The 25,128-nt window shown below is 62.0% G+C and carries 22 protein-coding genes and 2 tRNA genes; 5 read left to right on the forward strand and 19 right to left on the reverse strand.

Going from position 1 to position 25,128, the window contains the following annotated elements:
* Positions 1-24 precede the first annotated feature (24 nt).
* From AC07PQ_RS11105 to rimO, 4 genes are all read right to left on the reverse strand, one after another.
* Positions 25-486, reverse strand: a complete 462-nt coding sequence (locus tag AC07PQ_RS11105) for a YehS family protein (protein WP_007923927.1) — start codon at positions 484-486, stop codon at positions 25-27.
* 66 nt (positions 487-552) lie between these two features.
* On the reverse strand, positions 553-1,263 hold the full coding sequence (locus AC07PQ_RS11110; RefSeq protein ID WP_025806691.1) for an rRNA pseudouridine synthase: 711 nt from the start codon (positions 1,261-1,263) through the stop codon (positions 553-555).
* Between the two features lie 82 nt (positions 1,264-1,345).
* The gene (locus AC07PQ_RS11115) at positions 1,346-1,819 is read right to left on the reverse strand and encodes a GNAT family N-acetyltransferase (protein ID WP_007923925.1); all 474 of its coding nucleotides are present in this window, start codon (positions 1,817-1,819) and stop codon (positions 1,346-1,348) included.
* A 106-nt stretch (positions 1,820-1,925) separates the two neighbouring features.
* Positions 1,926-3,263 carry a 30S ribosomal protein S12 methylthiotransferase RimO gene (gene rimO, locus AC07PQ_RS11120; RefSeq protein WP_007923924.1) on the reverse strand — a complete coding sequence of 446 codons (1,338 nt, stop codon included), beginning with the start codon at positions 3,261-3,263 and terminating at the stop codon, positions 1,926-1,928.
* Between the two features lie 391 nt (positions 3,264-3,654).
* Here rimO and AC07PQ_RS11125 point away from each other — a divergent pair, with 391 nt between their 5' ends.
* Positions 3,655-5,496, forward strand: coding sequence for a potassium transporter Kup (locus AC07PQ_RS11125; protein WP_493185560.1), 1,842 nt, complete (start codon positions 3,655-3,657; stop codon positions 5,494-5,496).
* 219 nt (positions 5,497-5,715) lie between these two features.
* Here AC07PQ_RS11125 and AC07PQ_RS11130 read toward each other — a convergent pair whose 3' ends face one another.
* The 4 genes from AC07PQ_RS11130 to AC07PQ_RS11145 all read right to left on the reverse strand — a co-directional run bounded on the left by AC07PQ_RS11130 (position 5,716) and on the right by AC07PQ_RS11145 (position 10,279).
* Positions 5,716-7,011, reverse strand: coding sequence for a virulence factor family protein (locus tag AC07PQ_RS11130; RefSeq protein ID WP_007923922.1), 1,296 nt, complete (start codon positions 7,009-7,011; stop codon positions 5,716-5,718).
* The gene (gene mprF / locus AC07PQ_RS11135; RefSeq protein WP_493185501.1) at positions 7,011-9,659 is read right to left on the reverse strand and encodes a bifunctional lysylphosphatidylglycerol flippase/synthetase MprF; all 2,649 of its coding nucleotides are present in this window, start codon (positions 9,657-9,659) and stop codon (positions 7,011-7,013) included. Before mprF ends, AC07PQ_RS11130 begins: the two co-directional genes overlap by 1 nt.
* Positions 9,660-9,938: 279 nt before the next feature.
* Positions 9,939-10,015, reverse strand: a tRNA-Met gene (locus tag AC07PQ_RS11140).
* 187 nt (positions 10,016-10,202) lie between these two features.
* A tRNA-Met gene (locus tag AC07PQ_RS11145) sits at positions 10,203-10,279 on the reverse strand.
* A gap of 299 nt (positions 10,280-10,578) precedes the next feature.
* Here AC07PQ_RS11145 and dinB point away from each other — a divergent pair.
* Positions 10,579-11,640, forward strand: a complete 1,062-nt coding sequence (gene dinB, locus AC07PQ_RS11150; RefSeq protein WP_493185502.1) for a DNA polymerase IV — start codon at positions 10,579-10,581, stop codon at positions 11,638-11,640.
* 65 nt (positions 11,641-11,705) lie between these two features.
* Here the strand turns inward: dinB and AC07PQ_RS11155 are convergent, their stop codons facing one another.
* The 4 genes from AC07PQ_RS11155 to AC07PQ_RS11170 all read right to left on the reverse strand — a co-directional run bounded on the left by AC07PQ_RS11155 (position 11,706) and on the right by AC07PQ_RS11170 (position 16,497).
* A complete protein-coding gene (locus AC07PQ_RS11155; protein WP_007923917.1) occupies positions 11,706-12,659 on the reverse strand; it encodes a hypothetical protein in 954 nt (317 codons plus the stop codon).
* Between the two features lie 17 nt (positions 12,660-12,676).
* Positions 12,677-14,392, reverse strand: coding sequence for a proline--tRNA ligase (locus AC07PQ_RS11160; protein WP_007923915.1), 1,716 nt, complete (start codon positions 14,390-14,392; stop codon positions 12,677-12,679).
* A 129-nt stretch (positions 14,393-14,521) separates the two neighbouring features.
* On the reverse strand, positions 14,522-16,099 hold the full coding sequence (locus AC07PQ_RS11165) for an AmpG family muropeptide MFS transporter (protein ID WP_007923912.1): 1,578 nt from the start codon (positions 16,097-16,099) through the stop codon (positions 14,522-14,524).
* Between the two features lie 44 nt (positions 16,100-16,143).
* Positions 16,144-16,497 (reverse strand): MGMT family protein, encoded by a 354-nt coding sequence (locus tag AC07PQ_RS11170; RefSeq protein ID WP_493185503.1) that lies wholly within the window; start codon positions 16,495-16,497, stop codon positions 16,144-16,146.
* Positions 16,498-16,661: 164 nt separating this feature from the next.
* Between AC07PQ_RS11170 and AC07PQ_RS11175 the strand changes: the two genes are divergently transcribed.
* Positions 16,662-17,669 (forward strand): DUF481 domain-containing protein, encoded by a 1,008-nt coding sequence (locus AC07PQ_RS11175; protein ID WP_087091469.1) that lies wholly within the window; start codon positions 16,662-16,664, stop codon positions 17,667-17,669.
* Positions 17,670-17,773: 104 nt separating this feature from the next.
* Here AC07PQ_RS11175 and AC07PQ_RS11180 read toward each other — a convergent pair whose 3' ends face one another.
* On the reverse strand, positions 17,774-19,156 hold the full coding sequence (locus tag AC07PQ_RS11180; protein ID WP_493185504.1) for a toxin-antitoxin system YwqK family antitoxin: 1,383 nt from the start codon (positions 19,154-19,156) through the stop codon (positions 17,774-17,776).
* A 161-nt stretch (positions 19,157-19,317) separates the two neighbouring features.
* The gene (locus tag AC07PQ_RS11185; protein WP_002554837.1) at positions 19,318-19,527 is read right to left on the reverse strand and encodes a cold-shock protein; all 210 of its coding nucleotides are present in this window, start codon (positions 19,525-19,527) and stop codon (positions 19,318-19,320) included.
* Positions 19,528-19,879: 352 nt separating this feature from the next.
* Here AC07PQ_RS11185 and dcd point away from each other — a divergent pair, with 352 nt between their 5' ends.
* A complete protein-coding gene (gene dcd, locus AC07PQ_RS11190; protein ID WP_007923906.1) occupies positions 19,880-20,446 on the forward strand; it encodes a dCTP deaminase in 567 nt (188 codons plus the stop codon).
* A 105-nt stretch (positions 20,447-20,551) separates the two neighbouring features.
* Positions 20,552-20,758 (forward strand): hypothetical protein, encoded by a 207-nt coding sequence (locus tag AC07PQ_RS11195; RefSeq protein ID WP_007923905.1) that lies wholly within the window; start codon positions 20,552-20,554, stop codon positions 20,756-20,758.
* A 77-nt stretch (positions 20,759-20,835) separates the two neighbouring features.
* Here the strand turns inward: AC07PQ_RS11195 and AC07PQ_RS11200 are convergent, their stop codons facing one another.
* The 5 genes from AC07PQ_RS11200 to AC07PQ_RS11220 are packed head-to-tail and all read right to left on the reverse strand — an operon-like array spanning position 20,836 to position 25,027.
* Complete coding sequence (locus tag AC07PQ_RS11200; protein WP_493185505.1) at positions 20,836-21,600, reverse strand: ABC transporter ATP-binding protein; 765 nt, start codon at positions 21,598-21,600, stop codon at positions 20,836-20,838.
* Positions 21,601-21,613: 13 nt separating this feature from the next.
* A complete protein-coding gene (locus AC07PQ_RS11205) occupies positions 21,614-22,732 on the reverse strand; it encodes a succinylglutamate desuccinylase/aspartoacylase family protein (protein ID WP_007923903.1) in 1,119 nt (372 codons plus the stop codon).
* Between the two features lie 20 nt (positions 22,733-22,752).
* Positions 22,753-23,463: an ABC transporter permease gene (locus AC07PQ_RS11210; RefSeq protein ID WP_007923902.1), complete on the reverse strand. Its 711-nt coding sequence runs from the start codon at positions 23,461-23,463 to the stop codon at positions 22,753-22,755.
* Complete coding sequence (locus tag AC07PQ_RS11215) at positions 23,460-24,188, reverse strand: ABC transporter permease (RefSeq protein WP_009042461.1); 729 nt, start codon at positions 24,186-24,188, stop codon at positions 23,460-23,462. Before AC07PQ_RS11215 ends, AC07PQ_RS11210 begins: the two co-directional genes overlap by 4 nt.
* A gap of 56 nt (positions 24,189-24,244) precedes the next feature.
* The gene (locus tag AC07PQ_RS11220; RefSeq protein ID WP_007923900.1) at positions 24,245-25,027 is read right to left on the reverse strand and encodes a transporter substrate-binding domain-containing protein; all 783 of its coding nucleotides are present in this window, start codon (positions 25,025-25,027) and stop codon (positions 24,245-24,247) included.
* Between the last annotated feature and the right edge of the window lie 101 nt (positions 25,028-25,128).

Below are 25,128 nucleotides of genomic sequence, written 5' to 3' on the forward strand. Positions count from 1 at the left end.
TTGAACTTGCAGCTTGTAGCTGTCTTAAGCCCTGACGCGCAGGGTCAGGCCCTTGAGGAAGTTGCGCAGCAACTGGTCGCCGCACGGGCGGTAGTTGGTGTGGCCGAACTTGCGGAACAGCGCGCTCAGCTCGGGCTTGGACACCGGGAAATCGGCGGCCTTGAGGATGGCGTGCATGTCGTCTTCCTTCAGCTCGAAGGCGACCCGCAGCTTCTTCAGGATGATGTTGTTGGTCACTGGCAGTTCGATCGGCAGCGGCGGACGGCTTTCGTCCTTGCCACGCTTGAAGATCACCAGGCCGTCGAGAAAGTGCGCCATGACCTCGTCCGGGCAATGCACGAAACCTTCTTCCTCATCCTTTTTCAGGTAGCCGACGATGTCGTCGAGGCTCACGTCAAAGCCGGTGAGCTTGATGATCTCGACGACCTTCTTGTCGCTGATGTCGAGCATGTAGCGCACGCTGCGCAGTACATCGTTATGAATCATGTCTACAGTCCTGGTCTGTTCACGTTGAGCGCCGCATGCACGCGCGGCGTCTGAATGGGTGTCGGCCTAGAATTTCTCTTTGGCGGACAGGTAGCGCCATTGCCCGACCGGCACCTTGCCGATGGAAACCCCACCGATACGGATGCGGCGAATGGCGACCACTTTCAGGCCTACCGCTTCGCAGAGCTGGGCGATCACGCCCGGTTGCGGGTTCTTCATGGCGAAGCGCAGGCGGTTTTCGTTCTGCCAGCTGGCCTTGACCGGCGGCAGTTCCCGGCCCTTGTAAGTCAGGCCGTGGTTCAGGCGGTTGAGGCCGTGGGCGACCATCTCGCCTTCCACCTCGACCACGTACTCCTGCTCGATCTTGGCCGCATCGGCGGTCAGCTTGCGCAGGATCTTCCAGTCCTGGGTGAACACCAGCAGGCCGCTGGCATTGGCTTGCAGATCGGCGCTGGCGGTCAGGCGCAGGAAGTGGCCCTTGAGCGGCCGTTTGCCGAAGCGGTGTTCCTCGGACAGGCTGGCGGCGCTCAGCGACTGCATGGCGCTGTCGACGTCCTGGCCGGCCGGTACGTTCAGCAGCAGGGTCACCGGCTCCGGCGCGGTGGCCTTGGCCTGCGGGTCGAGCTCGACTTTCTGGGTGTCGACCTTGAACTGCGGCTCGTCGATGACCTCGCCATCCACGGTGACCCAGCCGCCCTCGATGAACAGCTCAGCCTCCCGGCGGGAGCAGCCGACGAGTTCGATGAGGCGTTTGGAGAGACGAATCGGGTCAGTCATGACAGGGGCCGTAGCAAAAGGGGGCAGGCATTGTACCTGCCCGGCGCCGGTTAATCGCGGGTCCATTTGCCCGCTGTGGCTTTTAGCCGCGCAGCGCTTGCTGCTGGGGCTGTTTCAAACGCATGTGCAGCAGCGGATAGGGCTGGCCCATGCCGTCGTGCTCGGAGCGACCGATGACCTCGAAGCCCTGCTTGAAGTAGAAGCCCAGGGCTTGCGGATTCTGCTCGTTGACGTCGAGTTCGTCGGCGTTCAGGTGTTCGATGGCGTACCTGAGCAATTGCTTGCCCAGGCCCTGGCCGCGATGGGCGGGATCGATGAACAGCATCTCGATCTTGCCGGCGGCGACCCCGGCGAAGCCGGTGATGTGCTGGCGCTGGTCCCGGGTGCAGATCAGCATCACCGCATCCAGATAACGGTTCAGCACCAGGTTTCTCAGCAGTTCGATGTAGCTGTCCGGCAGGAAGTCGTGGGTGGCGCGCACCGAGTCTTCCCAGACCCGGGCCAGTTCCGGGTAGTCGCTGTGTTTCGGGGTGTGGATGACCGAATGATGGCGCATGCCGCCTGCTCCTTTGTGATGACGCATCCGTGGTCCTGAGCAAACGATAGACGTAAAAAAGCCCCGCATCTCGCGAAGAGAGCGGGGCTGTGCGGTTTTTTACGCCTTACAGGACTTCGGCCCAGAGGTCGTATTCGTCGGCGTCGGTCACCCGGCACCAGACCTTGTCGCCTGGTTTGAGGTCGCCGGCACCGTCGATGAACACGTTGCCGTCGATTTCCGGGGCGTCGAAGAAGCAGCGGCCCACGGCGCCCTGTTCGTCGACTTCATCGATCAGCACTTCGATTTCCTTGCCGATGCGCTGTTGCAGGCGCGCCGAGCTGATTGCCTGCTGGTGCGCCATGAAGCGCTCCCAACGGTCCTGCTTGACCTCGTCCGGGACCACTTCCAGGTCCAGGTCGTTGGCCGGCGCGCCTTCCACCGGCGAGTACTGGAAGCAGCCGACGCGGTCGAGCTGGGCTTCGGTCAGCCAGTCGAGCAGGTATTGGAAGTCTTCTTCGGTTTCGCCGGGGAAGCCGACGATGAAGGTCGAGCGGATGATCAGCTCGGGGCAGATCTGGCGCCAGTTCTTGATCCGGGCCAGGGTCTTGTCTTCGAAGGCCGGGCGTTTCATGGCCTTGAGCACTTTCGGGCTGGCGTGCTGGAACGGGATGTCCAGGTACGGCAGGATCTTGCCGGCGGCCATCAGCGGGATCAGCTCGTCCACGTGCGGGTACGGGTAGACGTAGTGCAGACGGACCCAGACGCCCAGGGTGCTGAGGGCTTCGCACAGCTCGGTCATGCGGGTTTTCACCGGCGCGCCGTTCCAGAAACCGGTGCGGTACTTGACGTCGACGCCGTAGGCGCTGGTGTCCTGCGAGATCACCAGCAGTTCCTTGACCCCGGACTTGACCAGGCGCTGGGCCTCGTCCAGCACATCGCCCACCGGGCGGCTGACCAGCTTGCCGCGCATCGACGGGATGATGCAGAAGCTGCAGCTGTGGTTGCAGCCTTCGGAAATCTTCAGGTACGCGTAGTGGCGCGGCGTCAGCTTGATGCCTTGTGGCGGCACCAGGTCGATCAGCGGGTTGTGATCCTGTTTCGGCGGCACCACTTCGTGCACCGCGCTGACCACTTGCTCGTACTGCTGCGGGCCGGTCACGGCCAGCACGCTCGGATGCACGTCGCGGATATTGCCTTCTTCCACGCCCATGCAGCCGGTGACGATGACCTTGCCGTTTTCCTTGATGGCTTCGCCGATCACTTCCAGGGATTCGGCCTTGGCCGAGTCGATGAAACCGCAGGTGTTGACCACCACGACATCGGCGTCCTGGTAGGTGGACACCACGTCATAACCTTCCATACGCAGTTGCGTGAGGATGCGCTCGGAATCGACCAGCGCTTTCGGGCAACCCAGGGAAACGAAGCCGACCTTGGGGTTGGCTGGCGCGGTAGGGGTGGACATGTCTAACCTCGGTATAGGTGTCGGGCCGCTCGGCGATCTGGATAAAACCGCTGGCGACGAACGGGCGCTAGGGGCGCCTCTGATCAAAAAGTGCGCAATTCTAGCGATGGCCGACGCACTTGACCAGCTTTATGCAGGGAAATACGACGAGTGCTGCGCTATGCTTCGCGCCGTTGCGCCCAGGTGAATTCTTATAGTCAACAGAACGTCTGTAACTGTAAGTAAAAGGGCGCATGCTGCATTGGCATTCACGAGAGTCTTGCAAGCTTGGCGTTGTCTTGAATGTCATGCCTTTTATAAGAAGCCCCGATCTGGGTAGTAGGAGTGGTGGATGGGTCAGGCAAGTAGTCAGGCGGTAGGCAACGAGCATTCCAGGGCCAGGCCCCTGGGGATGCTGGTGGCGGCGGTCGGGGTGGTTTATGGCGACATCGGGACCAGCCCGCTTTATACCTTGAAGGAGGTATTCGCGGGGCATTACGGGGTTCCGGTCAACCACGACGGTGTATTCGGCATTCTTGCATTGATCTTCTGGTCGCTGGTCTGGGTGGTCTCGATCAAATACGTGTTGTTCATCCTGCGGGCCGACAACCAGGGCGAGGGCGGCATCATGGCCTTGACCGCCCTGGCCCGGCGGGCGTCGACGCCCTATCCGAGGCTGCGGGTGGTCCTGGTCATCCTGGGCCTGATCGGCGCGGCCTTGTTCTACGGCGACAGCATGATCACCCCGGCGATTTCCGTATTGTCGGCGGTGGAGGGGCTGGAGATTGCCTTCGACGGGCTCGAGCACTGGGTCGTACCTATGGCGCTGATCGTGCTGGTGGCGCTGTTTCTGATCCAGAAACACGGTACCGATCGCATCGGCAAGCTGTTCGGGCCGGTGATGGTCCTGTGGTTCGTGACCCTGGGCGGGCTGGGGATCTACGGCATCGCCCAGCATCCGGAAGTGCTGCAGGCGCTGAACCCGGTCTGGGGCGTGCGGTTCTTCATCGTGCATCCGGGCATGGGCGTGGCCATTCTCGGCGCGGTAGTGCTGGCATTGACGGGTGCCGAAGCGCTGTACGCCGACATGGGCCACTTCGGGCGCAAGCCGATCGCTCGCGCCTGGTTCGCCCTGGTGCTGCCGGCGCTGGTGCTCAACTATTTCGGCCAGGGCGCCTTGCTCCTGGAGAACCCGGAAGCGGCACGTAACCCGTTCTATCTGCTGGCGCCGAGCTGGGCCCTGATCCCGCTGGTGGTCCTGGCGACCCTGGCTACCGTGATCGCCTCCCAGGCGGTGATCTCCGGCGCGTTCTCCCTGACCCGCCAGGCGATCCAGCTGGGTTATATCCCGCGCATGTACATCCAGCACACCTCCAGCGCGGAGCAGGGGCAGATCTACATTGGCGCGGTGAACTGGGCGCTGATGGTCGGGGTGATCCTCCTGGTGCTGGGCTTCGAGTCTTCCGGCGCACTGGCTTCGGCCTACGGCGTGGCGGTGACCGGGACCATGCTGATCACCAGCATCCTGGTGTCGGCGGTGATGCTGTTGCTGTGGAAATGGTCGCCGGTGCTGACGGTGCCGATCCTGCTGGGCTTCCTGCTGGTGGACGGGCTGTTCTTCGCCGCCAACGTACCGAAGATCTTCCAGGGCGGTGCTTTCCCGGTGTTGGCGGGGATTGTGCTGTTCGCCCTGATGACCACCTGGAAACGCGGCAAGGAACTGTTGATGGACCGCCTCGGCGAGGGCGCGTTGCCGCTGCCGATCTTTATCAACAGCATCCGTGTGCAGCCACCGCATCGGGTCCAGGGCACCGCGGTGTTCCTCACTGCGCGCTCCGACGCCGTGCCCCATGCGCTGTTGCACAACCTGCTGCATAACCAGGTGCTGCACGAGCAAGTGGTGCTGCTGACCGTGGTCTATGAAGATATCCCGCGGGTGCCGACGCAACGGCGCTTCGAGGTGGATTCCTATGGCGAAGGCTTCTTCCGGGTGATCCTGCACTTCGGTTTCACCGACGAGCCGGACGTGCCTGAAGCGCTGAAGCTGTGCCATCTGGACGAGCTGGACTTCAGCCCGATGCGCACCACCTACTTCCTCAGCCGCGAGACAGTCATCACCTCCAAGATCGTCGGCATGGCGCGCTGGCGCGAGACGCTGTTCGCCTTCATGCTCAAGAACGCCAACGGCAACCTGCGCTTCTTCAAGCTGCCGGTGAACCGCGTGATCGAGTTGGGGACCCAGATCGAGATGTAAGCTGGCGCGACAGCAGAAGCCCCCGTCACCGCTGTGGTGACGGGGGCTTTTTTGTTGGAGGAGGGCGCTTTCCCCTGTAGGAGCTTGCTCGCGATGGCGCTCTACCTGACAGCCCGCGCTGATCGCGAGCTAGCTCCGCTCCCGCAAAGGGGGGGATTTCATGGATGAAAAAGCCCCCGGTGCCGGTGGGCAGCGGGGGCCTTGTCTGGGCCGCTCAGATCACTCTTCGACGACCTTGTCCTTGCCCTGGCGTTTCTCGATGACGTTGACCAGGCGCTGGGCCAGGGCCGGGTAGTTCTCGTCGAAGTGGTGGCCGCCCGGCAGTTTCATGGCTTCGCCGACGGCGGTCTTGTCGGTGCAACCGCTTTCGTCGACTTCTTCCTCGCCGTAGATGCACACCACCTTGGCCGCTGGCAGCTTGGCCATTTCCGGGCCGGTGGCAGCTTCCTTGCCGGCGTTGCCCAGCCAGCCTTCGACTTCGATCTCGAAGCTGCCGGTGCGGGCGAAGGCCAGCAGGATAATGGCGTCGACTCGCTGCTGCTCAGCTTCCGGCAGGCGGTTGTAGATGGCTGGCAACACGTCGGCGCCGAACGAGTAGCCGGTCAGCACGAAGCGCTTGGTGCCCCATTTCTGCCGGTAGTGCTGCATCAGTTCGGTCAGGTCGGTGGCGCTCTGTTCCGGGGTCTTGTGCTGCCAGTAGTAGCGCAGGGTGTCGATGCCGACCACCGGGTAGCCGATCTTGGCCATCTCGCCGGCCACGTCGCGGTCCAGGTCGCGCCAGCCGCCGTCACCGGAGAGGAACAGGGTCACGGTGTCCTTGGCCTGGCCGGCCGGTACTTCGACCACTGGAATGTTCAGGCCGCCGTTGTCCGAACCCACCAGCAGCTTGCGCAGCTCGTTGTTCAGCACCTGGGGCAGGTGAATGTCGTAGTCGCTGATGCTGGTGCTGGCATTGGGGGTGTCACGCACGAAGCCGGCGCTTTCGTCATCCGGGTTGTCGTTCCAGGCCACCAGCCAGTGGCCGTGGGCCAGGGTCTTGGGCAATGGATCGGTGCAGCCCGGGGCCGGGTTGATGGTAAAGCCCACCGACACGGCCTGGGCCTTGTCGTCGTTCTGGGTGGCGATCCAGCGCCAGGCCAGGGCGGCACCAGGGCCGATGCCGCTGACCAGGGTCGCCGGGCCCGCGAGTTGGCCAAGGGCGGTCTGCAGGGCTTGTTCCTGCAGCTTGCAGTCGTCCTTGGGCAGGATCACCTGGACGATCTGCGCCGCGCCGCCGCGGCTCAGGGCCAGGAGTTGGGTATCGGTCAGGGCTTCGTCGGCGAGGACGGCCACGGCGACCCGGGCCTTGGTCTGGGCGGCCGGGGTGACACGGGTCAGGGTCGAGCCATCGGTCTGGGCCAGGTGTTCCAGGGTCGGTTGTGGTGCCGGACGATTCCAGTACCAGTAGCCGCCTCCTGCTATCAGGGCAAGCACCACCAGAGTGGCTAATACATACCGCCAGGAGCGTTGAATCATCAGCGTTTCACCAATCCAGTCAGGCCGCCCGCAATCAGGGCGGCGGTATCGGCCAGTGCCACCAGCGGATCCAGTCCGGCGGGCACGGCCATGTAACGAGGTTCCCAGTCAGGCTGGAATTTGTCTTTGAAACGGCGCAACCCTTGGAAGTTGTACAGCTGCTCACCCCGACGGAAAACCATCGATCCAAGGCGCTGGGTCAGTGGCGCGCCACGCCGGGGTTGCAGACCCGACAACGGCACCATGCCCAGACTGAAGCGGGCATACCCATGATTTTTATAATGCTGGATCAGGCCGACCATCATGAATTCCATGGTCAGCTTGGGAGCCTCCGGGTGGGCGCGCATCAGGTCGAGGCTGGCCAGGTCATGGCTGTAGGTCTCGAGCAGGTTGGCGAAGGCCACCGGACGTCCTTCAAAACGGATGATCGCGATACGGAAATGCTTGAGGTAGTCCTCGCTGAAACGCCCGAGGGAGAAACCTTTTTCGCGGACATTCTTGCCGGTCAGCCAGGCATCGGAAATGACTTTCAGCTCGTCCATCGGCGCCTGCCCGGCCTCATGGATTTCCAGCGACAGACCGTCGCGGGTACCGCGGTTCCAGGTGTAGCGCAGGTCCTTCATCTCCTTGCCCTTGGCTTCGAGGTCAAAGCGGTTCAGGTCGACCCGGGCTTCTTCGCCAAGCTTGATCGCAGTCAGGCCGATGTCCATGTAGTACGGCAGGTTTTCCGCGCGCACCTGGTAGAACACCGGACGCGCATGGTGGACGTCGCACAGGTCGCGGAACTGCCAGATCATCTCGGCCCGTTGCTGGGTCGGCCCGATCGGGTCGTACAGCGCCACCAGGCTGCGGCCGCGCCGGGCATACATGAGGAAGGCGTCGTCGTTGGGATGGAACAGCAGGGCCTTGTCGCCGGTCAGGGACAGGCCGCCGTCGGGCTGGGAAGAGGCCATGAGGATCTTCGCCGCGCGGTCCAGCTCCTCGCCATTGGGCAGGTGAATCACCGGGCGCGCGGTGCGCAGCAGCCAGGTCAGGGACACCACAACCAGCAGCACCGCGGCCCCCAGCAGCGAGCGCAGGCCCCGTGGGGCATCGGCGTCGAGGGTGAACTGCCACCACAGCTGATGGCTGTAGGGCACGTCCTGATAGGCGAACAGCAGCAGCCAGATCGATGCGCCCAGCACACAGACGCTGGCCACCAGGTACAGCGGCGAGAACGGCAGTTCGGTGAGGCGGCTCGGCCGGTAGAAGGAGCGCCGGAAGACCGCCAGCAGGCTGGCGGTCAGGGTCATCAGGCTGGCTTCTTCCCAGTCGAAACCCTTGAGTAGCGAGAGCACGGCACCGACCAGCAGCAGGATAGTGGTCAATATCCAGGCCGCGGACAGGCGCCGGCGCAGGCCCTGGGCCAGCAGCAGGCAAAGCACCCCGACCAGGCTGGCGCCGAAGTGCGAGGCATCCACCAGGCGGTGCGGGATCAGAAAACCGATGTGTTGCAGGCGGGTGTCGATTTCCGGGGTCACGCCGGAAAACAGCAGCACCACGCCGGACAGGAACACCAGCACCGCGAGGATCGGTGCGGCCAGGCCCGAGGCCACCCGCAGCGATTGACGGGTCTGGAACAGGCGCTGGGCCTCATTGATCAGCAGCAGGACGCAGGCCACCAGCATCGGCAGGATCACGTAGATCAGCCGGTACAGCAGCAGGGCGGCGGCCAGTGGCGCCGCGCCGAGCTTGTCGGCGAAGGCGGCCAGCAGAATCGCTTCGAACACCCCAACGCCGCCGGGTACATGGCTGAGCACGCCGGCCGCCAGGGCCAGCAGGTAGACCAGCAGGAAGGCGCCGAAGGGCGGTGCCTCGGGCAGTAGCAGATAGAGCACAGTGGCTGCGGCGGCGACGTCGAGGGCGGTGATCAGCAGTTGCAGGAGCGTCAGGCGGCGTCCAGGCAGGCGCAGGGTGCGGCGCCCGGCCTTGACCAACAGGTTGTCCGGCAGTGGCTGTTCAGGCAGGCGGCGCCGGTAGATACCGATGACCAGGATCGCGCAGAGCAGCAGTACGGCGCCGGCAATGCTGGCCAGCAGGCCTTCGGAGAGGCGCAGGGCGGCGGAGGCGGCGGGCAGGTTGCTCAGGGTCGCCAGGGCGGCGAGCGGTGGCAGGGCGCAACCCAGGGACAGGCTGGCGAACAGCGTCATATGGGCAACGTCGCCTGCACCCACGCCATGCCGGGCATAGAGGCGGTAACGCACCGAACCACCGGAGAGCAGCGACAGGCCGATGGCGTTGCCGATGGCAAAGGCGGTGAAGCCCCCGAGGGCCAGGGTGCGCGGCGGCAGGTTCACCCCGGCGTAGCGGCTGGCGGACCATTCGTAGCCGAGCAGGATAACGAAACCGACCACGGTCGCGGCCAGGGCGCCGAACAGGGCCGGCTTGGGCACGTCGAGGATCGAATCATGCAGGGCATACAGATCCAGCTCGCTGAGCAGGTGACGACAGGCAATCAGGGCGATGCCGAATAGCAGCAGGGTCACGACCATGCCGATGGGCTGGCGGTATTTGCTCAGTAGCTCCAGCCAGCGCAAGCGGGTGGCAGCAACCGGTTGGTTCGCTGTAACGGTATCGGTGTCTTGTGAGTCAGACGAGTTGGCGCGCATCAATCACCTCGTGGATTGTGCGCGACAGGATGGGGGTATCCAGCCAAGTTACCAATCCCTGCAGAAAAAATAGTTTCAAATATTAACGCGTCTCACCATGGCCCTGCGAGCCCGGACGGCCAGCGTTTTCAAGCGGCTGCCTGACAATGAGCATAGCGGGTTGGAAAGGGTGGGGGAGGTGACTGACGGTTCACAGGAGGTTGCCAGGTCATTGTTGCGAAAAGATTTTTTCGACAGATACAAAAAAGGCCACTCTTTCGAGTGGCCTTTCTTGTTGTTTGGTTGCGGGAGCCGGATTTGAACCGACGACCTTCGGGTTATGAGCCCGACGAGCTACCAGGCTGCTCCATCCCGCGTCTGTGTGGCGGCATTCTACAGACGAACGCCGGAGTGTCAACCGTTAATGGTCCATTGAGTCAAATAAGTGTTGAATGACTCGCAAGGCGGGTTAAGTCCCGGTACTGCAAAGGGTTTTGTTTTGCGCGACAACAAAACGAGCGCGCACAAAAAAGGCCACTCTTTCGAGTAGCCTTTTTTGATGTTTGGTTGCGGGAGCCGGATTTGAACCGACGACCTTCGGGTTATGAGCCCGACGAGCTACCAGACTGCTCCATCCCGCGTCTGTGTGGCGGCATTCTACAGAGGATCGCCGGCCTGTCAACCGATTGGCCGAAAAAAACTGTTCTCGTTCAATTGCTTAGCTTGAAAATACCGCCCCTGGATCGACCCTGAGGGCATGCTGCACAAGGCTTTCAGCTCTATTGAGGGGCTTTGACCGATTGAGAAAATAAATTCATCTTCCGATTTTTCTGGTGGTAGGCAGGAGAAATCAAACTACTGGTGCTATATACAGTTCTCGGTGAGATACTGTCGCCCTGTCTTGTGATCGACTTCTTGCTTCCATGAACTCTGCCTTTATATGACGCAGCGCAAAATCATCCACATCGACTGCGATTGCTTCTACGCCGCCATCGAAATGCGCGACGACCCGCAATTGGCCGGCAGGCCGATGGCGGTGGGCGGCTCGGCGGAGCGACGCGGGGTGATCGCCACTTGCAACTATGAGGCCCGCGCTTTTGGCGTGCGTTCGGCCATGTCCTCGCGGCATGCGCTGACGCTGTGCCCCGACCTGCTGATCGTCAAGCCGCGCATGGAAGCCTACCGGGAAGCGTCGAAAGAGATTCATACGATCTTTCGCGACTACACCGACCTGATCGAGCCTTTATCCCTGGATGAGGCCTATCTGGACGTTTCCGACAGCCCCAACTTCGCCGGCAGCGCCACGCGCATCGCCCAGGACATTCGTCGCCGGGTCTCCAACCAGCTGCATATCACGGTGTCGGCCGGGGTGGCGCCAAACAAGTTCCTGGCCAAGATCGCCAGCGACTGGAAAAAGCCCAATGGCCTGTTCGTGATCACCCCGGACCAGGTCGAGGACTTCGTTTCGGCCTTGCCGGTCAACAAGCTGCATGGCGTGGGCAAGGTCACGGCCGACAAGCTGGGACGCCTGGGCATCGTCAGCTGCGAGGCATTGCGCGAATGGGGCAAGCTGGCGCTGGTGCGCGAGTTCGGCAGTTTTGGCGAGCGGTTGTGGAACCTGGCCCGGGGTATCGATGAGCGGCCGGTGCAGAACGACAGTCGCCGGCAGTCCATCAGCGTGGAAAACACCTACGACGTCGATCTGCCCGATCTGCAGAGCTGCCTGGATAAACTCCCGGAGCTGATGCAGACCCTGGCCGGCCGGATCGAGCGAATCGACAGCAGCTATCGTCCGGGCAAGCCCTTCGTCAAAGTGAAGTTTCACGATTTCACCCAGACCACGCTCGAACAGGCGGGGGCAGGGCGGGACCTGGAGAGTTACCGGCAGCTTTTGACCCAGGCGTTCAAGCGCGGGGACAGGCCGGTGCGGCTATTGGGGATTGGTGTGCGTTTGCAGGATCTGCGTGGCGGGCATGAGCAGCTGGAGTTGTTCAGCCGTTGAAACAGCATCGCGAGCCAGCCCACCCCCGCAGTGCGGAAACAGGCTGGCTCGCGATGGTTATCTGATCAATGGGCGCCGGGATCGGCGACCAGGCGGCCGGCGTTCTTGGTCAGCGACTTGAGAAATTCGCTTTGCAGCTCCGGATCGTTGCGGGTCAGCTCGATCAGGCTCTGCTCCAGTTCGCTGGCTTCTTCTTCCAGGCCCAGTTCGGAGAGACGCTTGACCCGGTGCACCCACTGGCTCACTTCGTCATCTTCGAGGTCGTCGTAGATCAGGTTGTGCGCTTCCAGCAGCTTGCCGCGCAGGGTGTTGCTGATGGCCAGCGACGAGTCGGAATGCACGTCGTCCTGGGCGTCCGCGACACTGATCTGCAGCTTGCCGATGTGGTTCAGGTCCTGCTCGGAAAACGGGCTGTCCAACAGGTTCAGGCGCAGTACGCCGTTGCGGTCGGTGCTCAGCTCATGGGTTTCCTTGCCGGCCTTGACCTGCACCGGGCGCTCGCTCCAGGGCAGGCTCGAATACTCCACGCGCTTGTCGCGCTGGACTTCATCGATCCCCGCCAGGTTCTGCTGCGCCCGACCGTGGGACTGCACGTTCATGAACGGGTTGAGCCCGGCCACGCCGTAGCTGATCCAGTCCTTGGTGACGCTGTCCGGCAGGTTGCCCAGGGCAAACACATTGACCACGTTGGCGCCGACACCCGCGACCACGGCTACCGCACCCAGTGGGATCTCGTAGAGCTCCCGCCAGGGTTGATAGGGCGTGTAGCGATCGTAGCGACGCGTGACTTCGAACTCGGTGACTTCGAAGGTCTTCTGCTCGTGGATGCGTACCCGGCGTTGCGGCAGCTCAAGCACCTTAGGCTCACCGACATCGATCTGCAGGCTGTGATCGAGCAATTTGCGCTCGACACGTTCCTCGTGCTCGCTGCGTTGCGACATCTGGTTGGCACAGCCGCTGAGCAACAGGGCGCCGCACAAGGCGGCGCCACCGAGGCTTAAGGTGTTTCGCTTGAACATGACTTCTCTATCTGGTTTCAGCGACGGATACGGGCTTGGAGGAAGGACAGCACGTCAGCCACCGGCAGCGCTTGCGCCTCGGCTTCGGTACGGCTCTTGTATTCCAGGTTGCCTTCGGCGAGGCCGCGGTCGCTGACCACGATCCGGTGTGGAATGCCGATCAGCTCCATGTCCGCGAACTTGATGCCCGGGCTGGTCTTCTTGTCGCGGTCGTCCAGCAGCACTTCGAAGCCGGCGGCGGTGAGTTGTGCGTACAGCTTGTCTGTGGCTTCGCGAACCTGCTCGGTTTCATAGCGCAGCGGTACCAGGGCGATCTGGAACGGGGCCAGGGTGTCGCTCCAGATGATGCCGTTCTCGTCGTTGTTCTGCTCGATGGCCGCGGCCACCACGCGGGACACGCCGATGCCGTAGCAGCCCATTTCCAGGGTGACCGGCTTGCCGTTCTCGCCCAGCACTTCGCACTTCATCGCCTTGCTGTACTTGTTGCCCAGCTGGAAGATGTGCCCGACTTCAATGCCGCGCTTGATTTCCAGGGTGCCCTTGCCGTCCGGGCTTGGGTCACCGCTGACGACATTGCGCAGGTCGGCCACGGTCGGGACCGGCATGTCGCGTTCCCAGTTGAAGCCGAAATAGTGCTTGTCGTCGACGTTCGCGCCGATACCGAAGTCGCTCATCAGGGCCACCGAGCGGTCGACGATGATTGGCAGCGGCAGGTTCAGCGGGCCCAGGGAGCCGGCGCCGGCGCCGATGGCGTCACGCAGTTCGGTTTCCGAAGCCATGACCAGCGGGCTGGCGACGCCAGGCTGGTTGGCAGCCTTGATTTCGTTCAGCTCGTGGTCGCCACGGATGATCAGGGCGATCAGCTTGCCGGCTTCCTCGGCGTGCACCACCAGGGTCTTGACGGTCTTTTCGATCGGCAGGTTGTAGCCTTCCACCAGTTGCGCGATGGTTTTCGCGTCAGGGGTGTCGACCAGGCGCAGTTCTTCGCTCGGCGCCGGGCGCGAGGTTTCCCGTGGCACGGCTTCGGCTTTCTCGATGTTCGCCGCGTAGTCGGAGCCGTTGCTGAAAACGATGTCGTCTTCGCCGGACTCGGCCAGTACGTGGAATTCGTGGGAGCCGGCGCCGCCGATGGAGCCGTTGTCGGCTTCGACCGGACGGAACTTCAGGCCCAGGCGGGTGAACACGTTGCAGTAGGCCTGGTGCATGCGGTCATAGGTGACCTGCAGCGATGCCTGGTCGGCGTGGAAGGAATAGGCGTCCTTCATGATGAACTCGCGACCGCGCATCAGGCCGAAGCGTGGGCGGATTTCATCGCGGAATTTGGTCTGGATCTGGTACAGGTTGATCGGCAACTGCTTGTAGCTGCTCAGTTCGTTGCGGGCCAGATCGGTGATCACTTCTTCGTGGGTCGGACCGGCGCAGAAGTCGCGACCGTGGCGATCCTTGAAGCGCAGCAGTTCAGGGCCGTACTCCTCCCAGCGCCCGGATTCCTGCCACAGTTCAGCCGGCTGCGTGCTCGGCATCAACACTTCAAGCGAGCCGGCGGCGTTCATTTCTTCACGAACGATGGCTTCGACCTTGCGCATCACCCGCAGGCCCATCGGGAGCCAGGTGTACAGGCCCGAGGCCAGTTTGCGGATCATGCCGGCGCGCAGCATCAGCTGATGGCTGATCACGACCGCATCGGAAGGCGTTTCTTTCTGTGTGGCGAGCAAAAATTGACTGGTGCGCATGGTAGGCCGTTGTCGGTTGCTGAAGACTAGAAATGACGAAGCATTGTACGGGCGAGAACCGTTGGCGTACAGGATTGCGGCCGGGGGAGGTCGGGGCGCCGGATGAATGCCGGTATGCCCCGGGGTTTCCTAGGGTTCTTCGCTGACAGCTGTAGCGGGTGGCGTGGCCGGCGGTGTGGCTTCGGGCGCTTGCGGCGGTTCGGCGCGACGGTTTTCCTGGAACCAGTGCAGGGCGATCAGGACCAGGGTCGGCACGCCGAGCAGGGCAGTGATCAGGAAGAAGTCGTGATAGCCGAACTTCTCCACCATGACCCCCGAATAACCGCCGATCAGGCGCGGCAGCAGCAGCATGATCGAGCTGAGCAGGGCGTACTGGGTCGCCGAGAACTTCAGGTTGGTCAGGCTTGACAGGTAGGCGACGAAGGCCGAGGTGGCCAGGCCCGAGCTGAAGTTGTCCAGGGAAATGGTCACCACCAGCATCTGCAGGTTGGGGCCCATGTCGGCCAGCATCAGGAACAGCAGGTTGGTCGCGGCCGAGGCGGCGCCGCCGATGAACAGGATCGGCAGGATGCCGAAGCGCACGATCAGCAGGCCGCCCATGCCGGCGCCGACCAGGGTCATGATCAGGCCGAAAATCTTGCTGACGCTGGCGATCTGGTCCTTGGTGAAGCCCTGGTCGATGTAGAACACATTGGCCATCACACCCATCACCGTGTCCGACATCCGATAGGTGGCGATCAGGCCCAGCAGCAGCAGGGCTTGCCAGCGGTAGCGCAGGATGAAGTCGTTGACCGGCGTCAGCACCGGGGCTAGGCCGCGGCGACCCATGGCCGACAGGCACAGCGAGGTCAGGATGATATAGAGAATGGCGCGCAGGAACGCCCGGTCTTCCAACAGCAGGTCCAGCAGGCTGGCGCCTTCGAACAGCACGCTGGCGAAGTCGGTGTTGTAGAGCTGGGTGAACATCGCCGGCACGGACACCAGCAGCACGATCAGCACGAACACCGACACCAGCTGGTGCACGAAACTGTAGCGCCCGGCCGACAGCTGGGTGCGCAGCGGCACCGGCGGTTCGCGCATGAACAGGGTGGTCAGCAGGGCCGGGATCATCAGCACGCCGAACAGCACGTAGGTGCCGGTCCAGGCCGCGTGTTTATAGCTGAAACCGGTGGAGCCGAAACCTTCGGCGAAGAACAGGGCGCCAGCGGTGGCCAGCAGGGCGGCGACGCGGTAGCCGGACATATAGGCGGCAGCCAGGGCGGCCTGGCGGCTGTCTTCGGCGATTTCCAGGCGGTAGGCGTCCACCGCGATGTCCTGGGTGGCAGAGGCGAAGGCGACGATAACCGCAATGGCGATCAGCCAGGACAGGTGCTTTTGCGGATCGCAGAACCCCATGCCGATCAGCCCGAGCAGCACCAGCGATTGCGACAGGACCAGCCAGGAGCGGCGGCGTCCGAGTTTGCCCAGCAAGGGTAGGCGCCATTGGTCGAGCAAGGGCGACCAGACCCATTTGAAGGCGTAGGCCAGACCGATCAGGCTGGCGTAGCCAATGGTTTCGCGAGCCACACCGGCTTCGCGCAACCAGACTGAAAGTGTCGAAAACACCAGCATGTAAGGCAGGCCGGCGGCGAAACCAAGCAGCAACAGCACGAGCGTCGAGGGGCTGGCATAGGCGGCGAGCGCGGCGCGCCAGGTTTTACGGGGCATGGGCTGGAGTCTGCCTCAAGAATTACGGAAACAAAGCGCGCACTCTAACCGCTGTGCTCTACCGGACGCCAGCCATGGCGCCGAATATCCACACGATTGTTCAGGATCGAGACACCTTCCATACGCAGTCGCGCGCGCTGTTCGTCGCCCGAAGCGCTGCCCACGGGCAGGCTGATGCGCCCGCCCGCGCCCAGTACGCGGTGCCAGGGCAGGGTGGTGTCGGCGGGCAACTGGCTGAGGGTGCGTCCCACCCAGCGCGCCGCGCGACCCAGGCCCGCCATTTCCGCCAGTTGCCCATAGCTGATTACCTTGCCTTCCGGGACCTGGGCCAGGGTCAGGTAGAGCGCCGTGCGTCGGATTTCGGCAGGGCTTTGGTCGGCGTCGAGCGGTTCGATCACGTTCGGGTTTCCTGATGCAGGCCTGTAAACCGTCTGTAGGACAAAGAGGTTATTAACCGTTGAGAATTGAACTCACTATAGATAGTCGAGTCAGTCCCTACCTGAGGTTTTATTCATGTGGATAATGCCGGTTTTTTTCGCGAACTCGAGCCTTGTATCTGTTTATGTTGTCCAGAACCCTGCTGTGCCTTGCCGTTTTCAGTACCGCCACGCCTTTGCTCGCCGATACCGTCTGGTTGAAGAACGGTGACCGTCTGAGTGGCAAGATCAAGGTGTTCGACGGTGGCAAGTTATTGATCCAGACCGAGTATGCCGGGGCCATCCCGATCGACTGGAAGCAGGTCAAGACGCTGGAGAGCGATCAGGAACTGCTGGTCAAGCAGGATGCCTACACCGGCGAGAAGGCCAAGTCCCTGCACGCGGCGGAAGACGGCAAGGTCACCTTGGCCAATGGCGAGGCGCCGAAGACTGTCGAGCTGGCGAGCATCCAGCAGATCATGAAGCCCAAGCCGGTGGTCGAGGACCTGGTATGGAAGGGCAATGTCGACATGGCGCTGGATTATCAGCGGGCGGAAAAGGACACCGACGACTACGACATCGACTTCAAGACCTCGGCGCGCCATGGCAAATGGCGGCACACGGCGGAAGGTGAGTACAACCGCGAATTCCAGAACGATGTGGTCACCACCGACAACTGGCGCGGCGAATACGCACTGGACCGCTTCCTCACCGATAAATGGTTCTGGCAAGGGCGGTTGAATTACAAGCGTGACAAGGTCGAGGAGCTGGCGCGCCAGCGCGTGGTGGGTACCGGTCCGGGTTACCAGTTCTGGGATAACGAATTGGGTGCGTTCTCCCTGGGTTCGCTGCTCAACCGCACCGACTACGAGTACAAGGATGGCGGCAAAGACAACTTCTATTCCCTGGCCATGAAGTGGGACTACAACCGTTACCTGATTGGCAAGCGGGTCGAGTTGTTTACCAATGGCGAGGTGGGGCGGCCGCTGTCCAATATTGCCGATTACGCCCTGGATGCCGAGATCGGCCTGCGCTACAAGGTCACGGAATGGGCGTCGCTCAACCTCAAGGCCGAACGGGACATCATCAGTGGCACCAAGGACAGCGATCTCAACAAGACCCGCTACACCGCGGGGTTTGGCGTCGCCTGGTAAGCTCGCAGGCCTGGAAATGAAAAAGTCCCGCGGTTTGCACCCGCGGGACTTTTTTGTTTGGCAGCGCAGGAGTGCTGTCTCAATAGCGCTGCGTTATGTCAGCCTCAACTGCATGCACCTTGACGGGTGCCCGTCTGGTACTGGCATTCGCTCTGCAGGCTGCCGTCCTCGTTCCAGAGGCGCATCCAGCCATGCTCTTTGCCATCCAGGTAATCGGTAGATGATTCCATCTGACCGCTGTCGTACCAGGTGACGGCGGGGCCTTCGAGTTTCGCGTCCTTGTAGACCTTGTGCTCCTTGAGCTGGCCGTTGTCGTACCAGGCCTTGAAGTCGCCCTGCTCGCGGTGCTGTTCATCCCATTGCCACTGGAGGGTTTGCACGCCCTGTTCGTTCCAGAGGGCATAACTGCGCTGGGTGCCGTGTTCGTCGTTGAATTGCTTCTGCTTTACCTTGCCGTTGGGGTGGTACTGGATTTGCCAACCCACGGGCTGGTTGTCAACGAAGTCGACTGTGCTTTCCAGTGTGCCGTCAGGGTAATAGGACGGGCTGGGGCCGACTTTCTTGCCGGCAACGAACTGTCCGCTGTCTTTGAGCTTGCCATCCGGGTAATAGCTGGTGATCGGGCCGTCCGGCAGATTCGCCCGGTAGGTGATGCGCCCGACCCGCTTGCCGTTCTCGTCGTATTCCAGGTATTCGCCGTCGACGCGTTTGCCCTGGCGCCAGTTGTAGGACTCGGCGACTTTTCCATTGTCGTGGTAGGTGCTCTGCCAGCCCTCGGGGAGGCCGTCCCTATAGTTCGAGCGTTTAACCACGACACCGCTTTCGGAGTAGGTCAGCGCTTCTCCCTGGCGTTTGCCATTGAGGTCATAGCCAGCGCTGTGGCGGACCTGGCCGTCCGGATAGTAGGTTTTCGAGGCATGAACGGCCTTGCCCGAAACGAAATCTTCGGCGCTGACGAAATAGTCCCGGCGCAGGGTGCCTGATTCGACATAGAAGATTTTCGCGTTCCAGGCTTTTTGCCGCTTGTCGTAGCTCATCGGCATTGTCAGGAAGTACGAGGCCTGGCCTTGGCCCGTCGGCGCATAACGCTCGTCGAGGTAGAGCTTGCCGTCGACCAGGGATGCGGTCAGTTCGCCGCATTCCTGGGCGGTGCAGGGCCGGACCTTTTCGAAAAAGGCTCGTTTTCCGTCGCAGTCCGAAAGGGTCAGCAGGAGTGGGGTCTGGTCATCGATCAGTTGCTGGATTTCTTCCAGGGCCTGGCCGAACGACTCCGCGGGGATGCCTGAGGATTCAGGGGTGAGGTAAACCTCGTTGCTGCCGCAACGATGGGCGCTGGAAAGCTCCAGCAGTACCGCGCGTCGCAACTCGGGTTGTTGCTGCGAGTCCTTGGCAATGTAGCTGGCGCTGCTGTCCATGCCGACGATGATCGTTGGATGGTCGGGGCGAGGTGTGGCGTTGAGTGCGAGAGGGAGGGCGAGTGTGAGCACCGCTGCGCTCAACAACTTCCGGTGTCTGAACGGCATCCTGCAGTTTCCATATGATTGTCCGAGGGGGCGGATCATATAGCCTGGGTGCCATTAAGCAAAAACATCCGGGCACAAAAAAGCCCCGCTTTGAGGGCGGGGCTTTTTTACTGTTTCAGTACAAGTTAGATAACTTGAACTTCTTCAGCTTGCATGCCTTTCTGACCGCGGGTAGCGATGAAAGAAACCTGTTGGCCTTCTTTCAGGCTTTTGAAGCCGTCGGATTGGATAGCTTTGAAGTGTACGAACAGGTCGTCACCGGATTGTGGAGTGATGAAGCCGAAGCCTTTTTCATCGTTGAACCACTTAACGGTACCGGTTTGGCGATTAGACATGGTGTATCTCCTTGGACAAAGTTAACTGCGACTCAGGAAAAGCCCTGGCCGAGACTGAGTGCAAAGAGCAGGAAAAATTCTTGGAGATGGTTGGATCGAAATTCAACATCGTGTAGAGATTCTCAGTGACACAAGCAGCACAGTGGCGCCACCTTAACCCTTTTTCCGGAACCTGCCAATGTTCTTTGCCAAGGATTCGCGCTTTTAGTGACTGGCGGTGCCGTACATACCTTCCAGCCCGCAAGTATTGCGGCTTTCAGCGAGAAAAGCGGCCCAGACTTTGAACCCGCAGGCGCACCCCGGTAAGATGCCGGACAGAATTTTTCCACCTCGCTATTTCAGGACACCCGCCATGAGCATCAAATCGGACAAGTGGATTCGCCGCATGGCGCAAGAGCACGGCATGATCGAGCCTTTCGTGGAGCGCCAGATGCGCGGCGAAGGCGCGGAGCGGCTGATTTCCTTCGGCGTGTCGAGCTACGGCTACGATGTGCGTTGCGCCGATGAGTTCAAGGTGTTCACCAATATCAATTCGGCCACCGTCGATCCGAAAAACTTCGACGCCGGCAGCTTCGTCGACATCAAGAGCGACGTGTGCATCATTCCGCCGAACTCCTTCGCCCTGGCCCGCACCGTCGAGTACTTCCGTATTCCGCGCAACGTGCTGACCATCTGCCTGGGTAAAAGCACCTACGCCCGTTGCGGCATCATCGTCAACGTCACCCCCCTCGAGCCTGAGTGGGAAGGTCACGTGACCCTGGAATTCTCTAACACCACCACCTTGCCGGCGAAGATCTACGCCAACGAAGGCGTGGCGCAGATGCTGTTCCTGGAGTCCGACGAAGAGTGCGAAGTGTCCTACAAGGACCGTGGCGGCAAATACCAGGGCCAGCGTGGCGTGACCCTGCCGCGTACCTGAGTCGTTCATCTGACAAATAGCGGGAATTCCTCAGCGGGCAGATACTCTAACCAGAGACTGCCCCGGTTTGCGCACAGCGGACCGTGCTTAGCTCAGGAGTGCCTCATGAAGATCGATCCGCTTATAAGCGCCACACTTGCCAGACTTGAGCCCAATCAGGTCGGCGTCCTGGCCTGGTCATTGCTGGCGCACCCCAGCGCGGCAGGCGGCATTCCCGGTCAACCCGACCCGGACACCCCGCAACCCGCCGAGCCGACCGAACCTGGCGAACCGACCTTGCCGGACGAACCGCCTCCCGCTCCTGTCGCCTGATTGACGCCAACTCATAAAAAAGGCCAGCCCGCCGGACTCCACCGGCGGGCTGGCCTTTGTCCATAGCGGCGCCTGGCTTACTTCAGGTTACCGCTGAGGAACTGCTGCAAGCGCTCGCTCTTCGGGTTGCCCAGCACCTCTTCCGGCGCGCCTTCCTCTTCCACCAGGCCCTTGTGCAGGAACAGCACCTGGCTCGACACCTTGCGGGCGAAACTCATTTCATGGGTGACCATGATCATGGTCCGGCCTTCCTCGGCCAGGCCCTGGATCACCTTGAGCACTTCGCCCACCAGCTCCGGGTCGAGGGCCGAGGTGGGTTCGTCGAACAGCATCACTTCCGGCTCCATCGCCAACGCCCGGGCAATTGCCACCCGCTGTTGCTGGCCACCGGAGAGAAAGGCCGGGTACTGGCCAGCCACGCGGGAAGGCAGGCCGACCTTGTCCAGGTAGCGCCGGGCGCGGTCTTCGGCGTCCTTCTTGCTGATCCCCAGCACCCGGCGCGGCGCCATGGTGATGTTCTCCAGTACCGTCATGTGGCTCCACAGGTTGAAATGCTGGAACACCATGGCCAGACGGGTGCGAATCCGTTGCAGCTCGTCGGCGTCGGCCACGTGCATGCCATGGCGGTCCTTGACCATGCGGATCGGCTGGCCGTCCAGGCTCATGGCGCCGTCGTCCGGGATTTCCAGGAAGTTGATACAGCGCAGAAAGGTACTTTTGCCCGAGCCGCTGGCGCCGATCAGGCTGATGACGTCGCCGGTCTTCGCCTTGAGCGAAACACCTTTGAGCACTTCATTGTCGCCGTAGCATTTATGCAGGCCTTCAATGGTCAGTTTGTACATGGGGCATGCATCCTCAAGGCGAAAGTAGGTAGCCGCTGCGATAGGCTTCGCGGCCGGCGACATGGGCGATCACCATGCCGGCCGTGGCCATGCGGCGCAGCGAGCGGGCGTAGAGCAGGCCGGCGCAGCTGCAATGAATGGGGGTGACGCGATCGTTGATCGGGTCGATGACTTCGGCCACCTGTTGCCCGGCTTCCAGGTACTCCCCCGGCAGCGCGGTGAACACCAGCAGGCCGCCCACGGGCGTGGCCACAGGTTCCACACCGGCCAGCGGGGTGGCCGGGTAGGGCAACTCGGGCATGGGCGGAGCCTCGCCGGCGATGGCGCCGAAATGGCTCAGATAATCCAGTATGGCTTGGCAATCCCGGCTGGCCAGGTCGTGGTTGACGTCGCCCTGGCCGCGCAGCTCGACGGTGACCGAGAAGCTGCCGTGGGGAATGGCGAAGCGCTCGCCGAAACGCTGCTGCAATTGCCACCAGAGCAGGGTGAAGCACTCGTCGAACGACTGGCCGCCGGAATCGGTGGCCAGCAGGCAAGCTTGCGAGCCGATATAACAGGCCAGCGGTTCGACCTGCGGCCAGGCCTCGGGGGTGGTGTACAGATGGGCCACGGCTTCGAAATCGCAGTGCAGGTCCAGCACCATGTCCGCGTCGCAGGCCAGGCGCTGCAGGGCCAGGCGCTGGGACTGCAACTGGGTGCCGGCGGTCTGCCGCGCCAGGGCGTTGCGCAGGCTGGCGCGGATGATTTCACGGTTATGCCGCGGATCGTCGCCCAGTTGGCCTTCGATGTCGTTGCCGACCTCCTCACCAAGGTCGAGGAACCAGCGATTGAAGTTCTGCCCGCTTTCCAGCTCGTAGCGGCCCAGCGGCACGTCCATCAACACCTGTTCCAGGCCGGCCGGGTTGGCCACCGGCACCAGGACGATTTCGCTGCGCAGGCGGCCCTGGGCCTCCAGTTCCGCCAGGCGTGCCTTGAGGTGCCAGGCCACGAGCATGCCCGGCAGTTCATCGGCGTGCAGCGACGACTGGATGTAGACCTTGCCTTCGGCCCGCTCGGGGCCGAAGTGAAAGCTGTGGATCTGGCGCGAGGTCCCCGGTAGCGGGGCGAGCAGATCATGAGTCTGTTGGCGCATGGATGATGATTTGCCTTGTTCTAGTGAGTCGGCCCGAGGAAGGCCAGCCAGCGGCGTTCGGCGAGGCGGAACAGGCCGACCAGGGCGAAGGTCACGGTGAGGTAGATCAGCGCGGCGATGCCGAAGGACTCGAAGGTCATGAAGGTGGCCGAGTTGGCGTCGCGGGCGACTTTCAGCACATCCGGGATGGTCGCGGTGAAGGCCACGGTGGTCGAGTGCAGCATCAGGATCACTTCGTTGCTGTAGTAGGGCAGCGAGCGGCGCAGGGCCGACGGCATGATCACGTAGGCGTACAGCTTCCAGCCGCTGAGGCCGTAGGCCTTGGCCGCCTCGACCTCGCCGTGGGCCATGCTGCGGATCGCCCCGGCGAAAATCTCCGTGGTGTAGGCGCAGGTGTTCAGGGCGAAGGCGAGGATGGTGCAGTTCATCGCGTCGCGAAAGAACGCGTCGAGCACGGGCTGGGCGCGGATCGCGGCGATGCTGTAGATCCCGGTGTAGCAGATCAGCAGCTGGATATAGAGCGGCGTGCCGCGAAACAGGTAGGTGTAGAACTGCACCGGCCAGCGTAGGTAGAGCTTGGGCGAGACCCGGGCGATGGACAGCGGGATCGACACCAGGAAACCGATGAAGATCGAGGCGCTGAGCAGCCACATGGTCATGGCCAGGCCGGTGACGTTGTAGCCGTCGCTGTAGAGGAAGGGTTTCCAGTATTCCTGCAGGAGCTCGATCATCGCACCGCCTCCCGCGAGCCCGCGGCATAACGGCGTTCGAGCCAGCGCAGGACAATATTGGAAGCGCTGGTGATGACCAGGTAGATCAACGCCGCCAGCACCAGGAAGTAGAACAGCTGATAGGTACTCTTGCCGGCATCCTGGGCCGCCTTGACCAGGTCGGCCAGGCCGATGATCGACACCAGCGCGGTGGCCTTGAGCATCACCATCCAGTTATTGCCGATACCCGGCAGGGCAAAACGCATCATCTGCGGAAACACCACGAAGCGAAAACGCTGGCCGCGCTTGAGGCCGTAGGCGGTGGCGGCTTCTATCTGCCCGCGCGGCACGGCGAGGATGGCGCCACGGAAGGTTTCGGTGAAGTACGCTCCATAAATAAAGCCCAGGGTGATGACCCCGGCGCTGAATGGGTCGATCTCGATGTATTCCCATTCCATGAAGTTGGTGAAGGTGGTCAGCCAGGTTTGCAGGCTGTAGAAAATCAGCAGCATCAGCACCAGGTCCGGTACGCCGCGGATCAGCGTGGTGTAGAGCTGGGCGGGCAGGCGCAGCAGGCCCAGCCGCGAGAGTTTGGCGCTGGCGCCGAGCAGGCCGAGCAGGACACTGAGTAACAGCGACAATACCGAGAGTTTGATGGTCATCCAGGTGCCTTCCAGCAACAACGGACCGAACCCCTTGAGGCTGAAGGCGGAAAGCCCAAGGGTTTGCAGAAGTTCTTCGAACATAAATCAGAGACCTGTGGCGATAAAAAAGGCGCCCATCGAGGATGGGCGCCAGGACCTTATTTACCGCTGTAGAGATTCAGATCGCCAAAGTGCTTTTTCTGAATGGTGGCGTAGGTGCCATCGTCGTGTAACGCTTTGATACCTTTATCCAGAAGCGCCTTGAGCTCTTTGTTACCTTTGGAGATACCGATAGCTGTCTTGGCCGGCAGCAGCGGGCTGTCCACTGGCTTGCTCACCTCGTAGTCGGCGCCTTGCGGCGACTTCAGGAAGCCCAGCTCGGCTTGCAGCATGTCCTGGATCGAGGCATCGAGGCGCCCGGAAATCAGGTCGGCATACACCTGGTCCTGGTTCTGGTAGGCCTGGGTTTTCACCCCAGCCTTGTCCAGCACGGCCTTGGCGTAGGCTTCCTGGATGGTGCCCTGCTCGTAGCCGACAGTCTTGCCCTTGAGCGAGGCGGTGTCTTCGGTCAGGCCGGAGCCTTTCTTGAACACGAAGGAAGTCGGGCCGGAGAACAGTTCGTTGGAGAAGTCGATGACTTTCTCGCGGGCCGGGGTGACGGTCATGGATGAGATCACGCCGTCGAATTTATTGGCTTTAAGGCCCGGGATCATGCCGTCGAAGTCGCTTTCGACCCATTTGCACTTGACCTTCAGTTCGGCACAGATGGCATTGCCCAGATCGATGTCGAAGCCGACCAGGCTGCCATCGGCGGCCTTGGATTCAAAAGGTGCGTAGGACGGGTCAACGCCGAAGCGCAGTTCCTTGTATTCCTTGGCCAGCGCGGAGCCGGCGGCCATGCAGAGAGCCAGTGCAGAAAGGGTCAGCAATGCTTTTTTCATTATTAAATCCCTAAAAACCAATATGAGCGCTTGTGGCGCATTAGTACTGTTACTGCAAAGCGTCAGACTTAATGAAAGTAGCAATTTCCGAACCAGAGTCC

The organism is Pseudomonas sp. GW821-FHT09E12 (genome assembly GCF_059416085.1).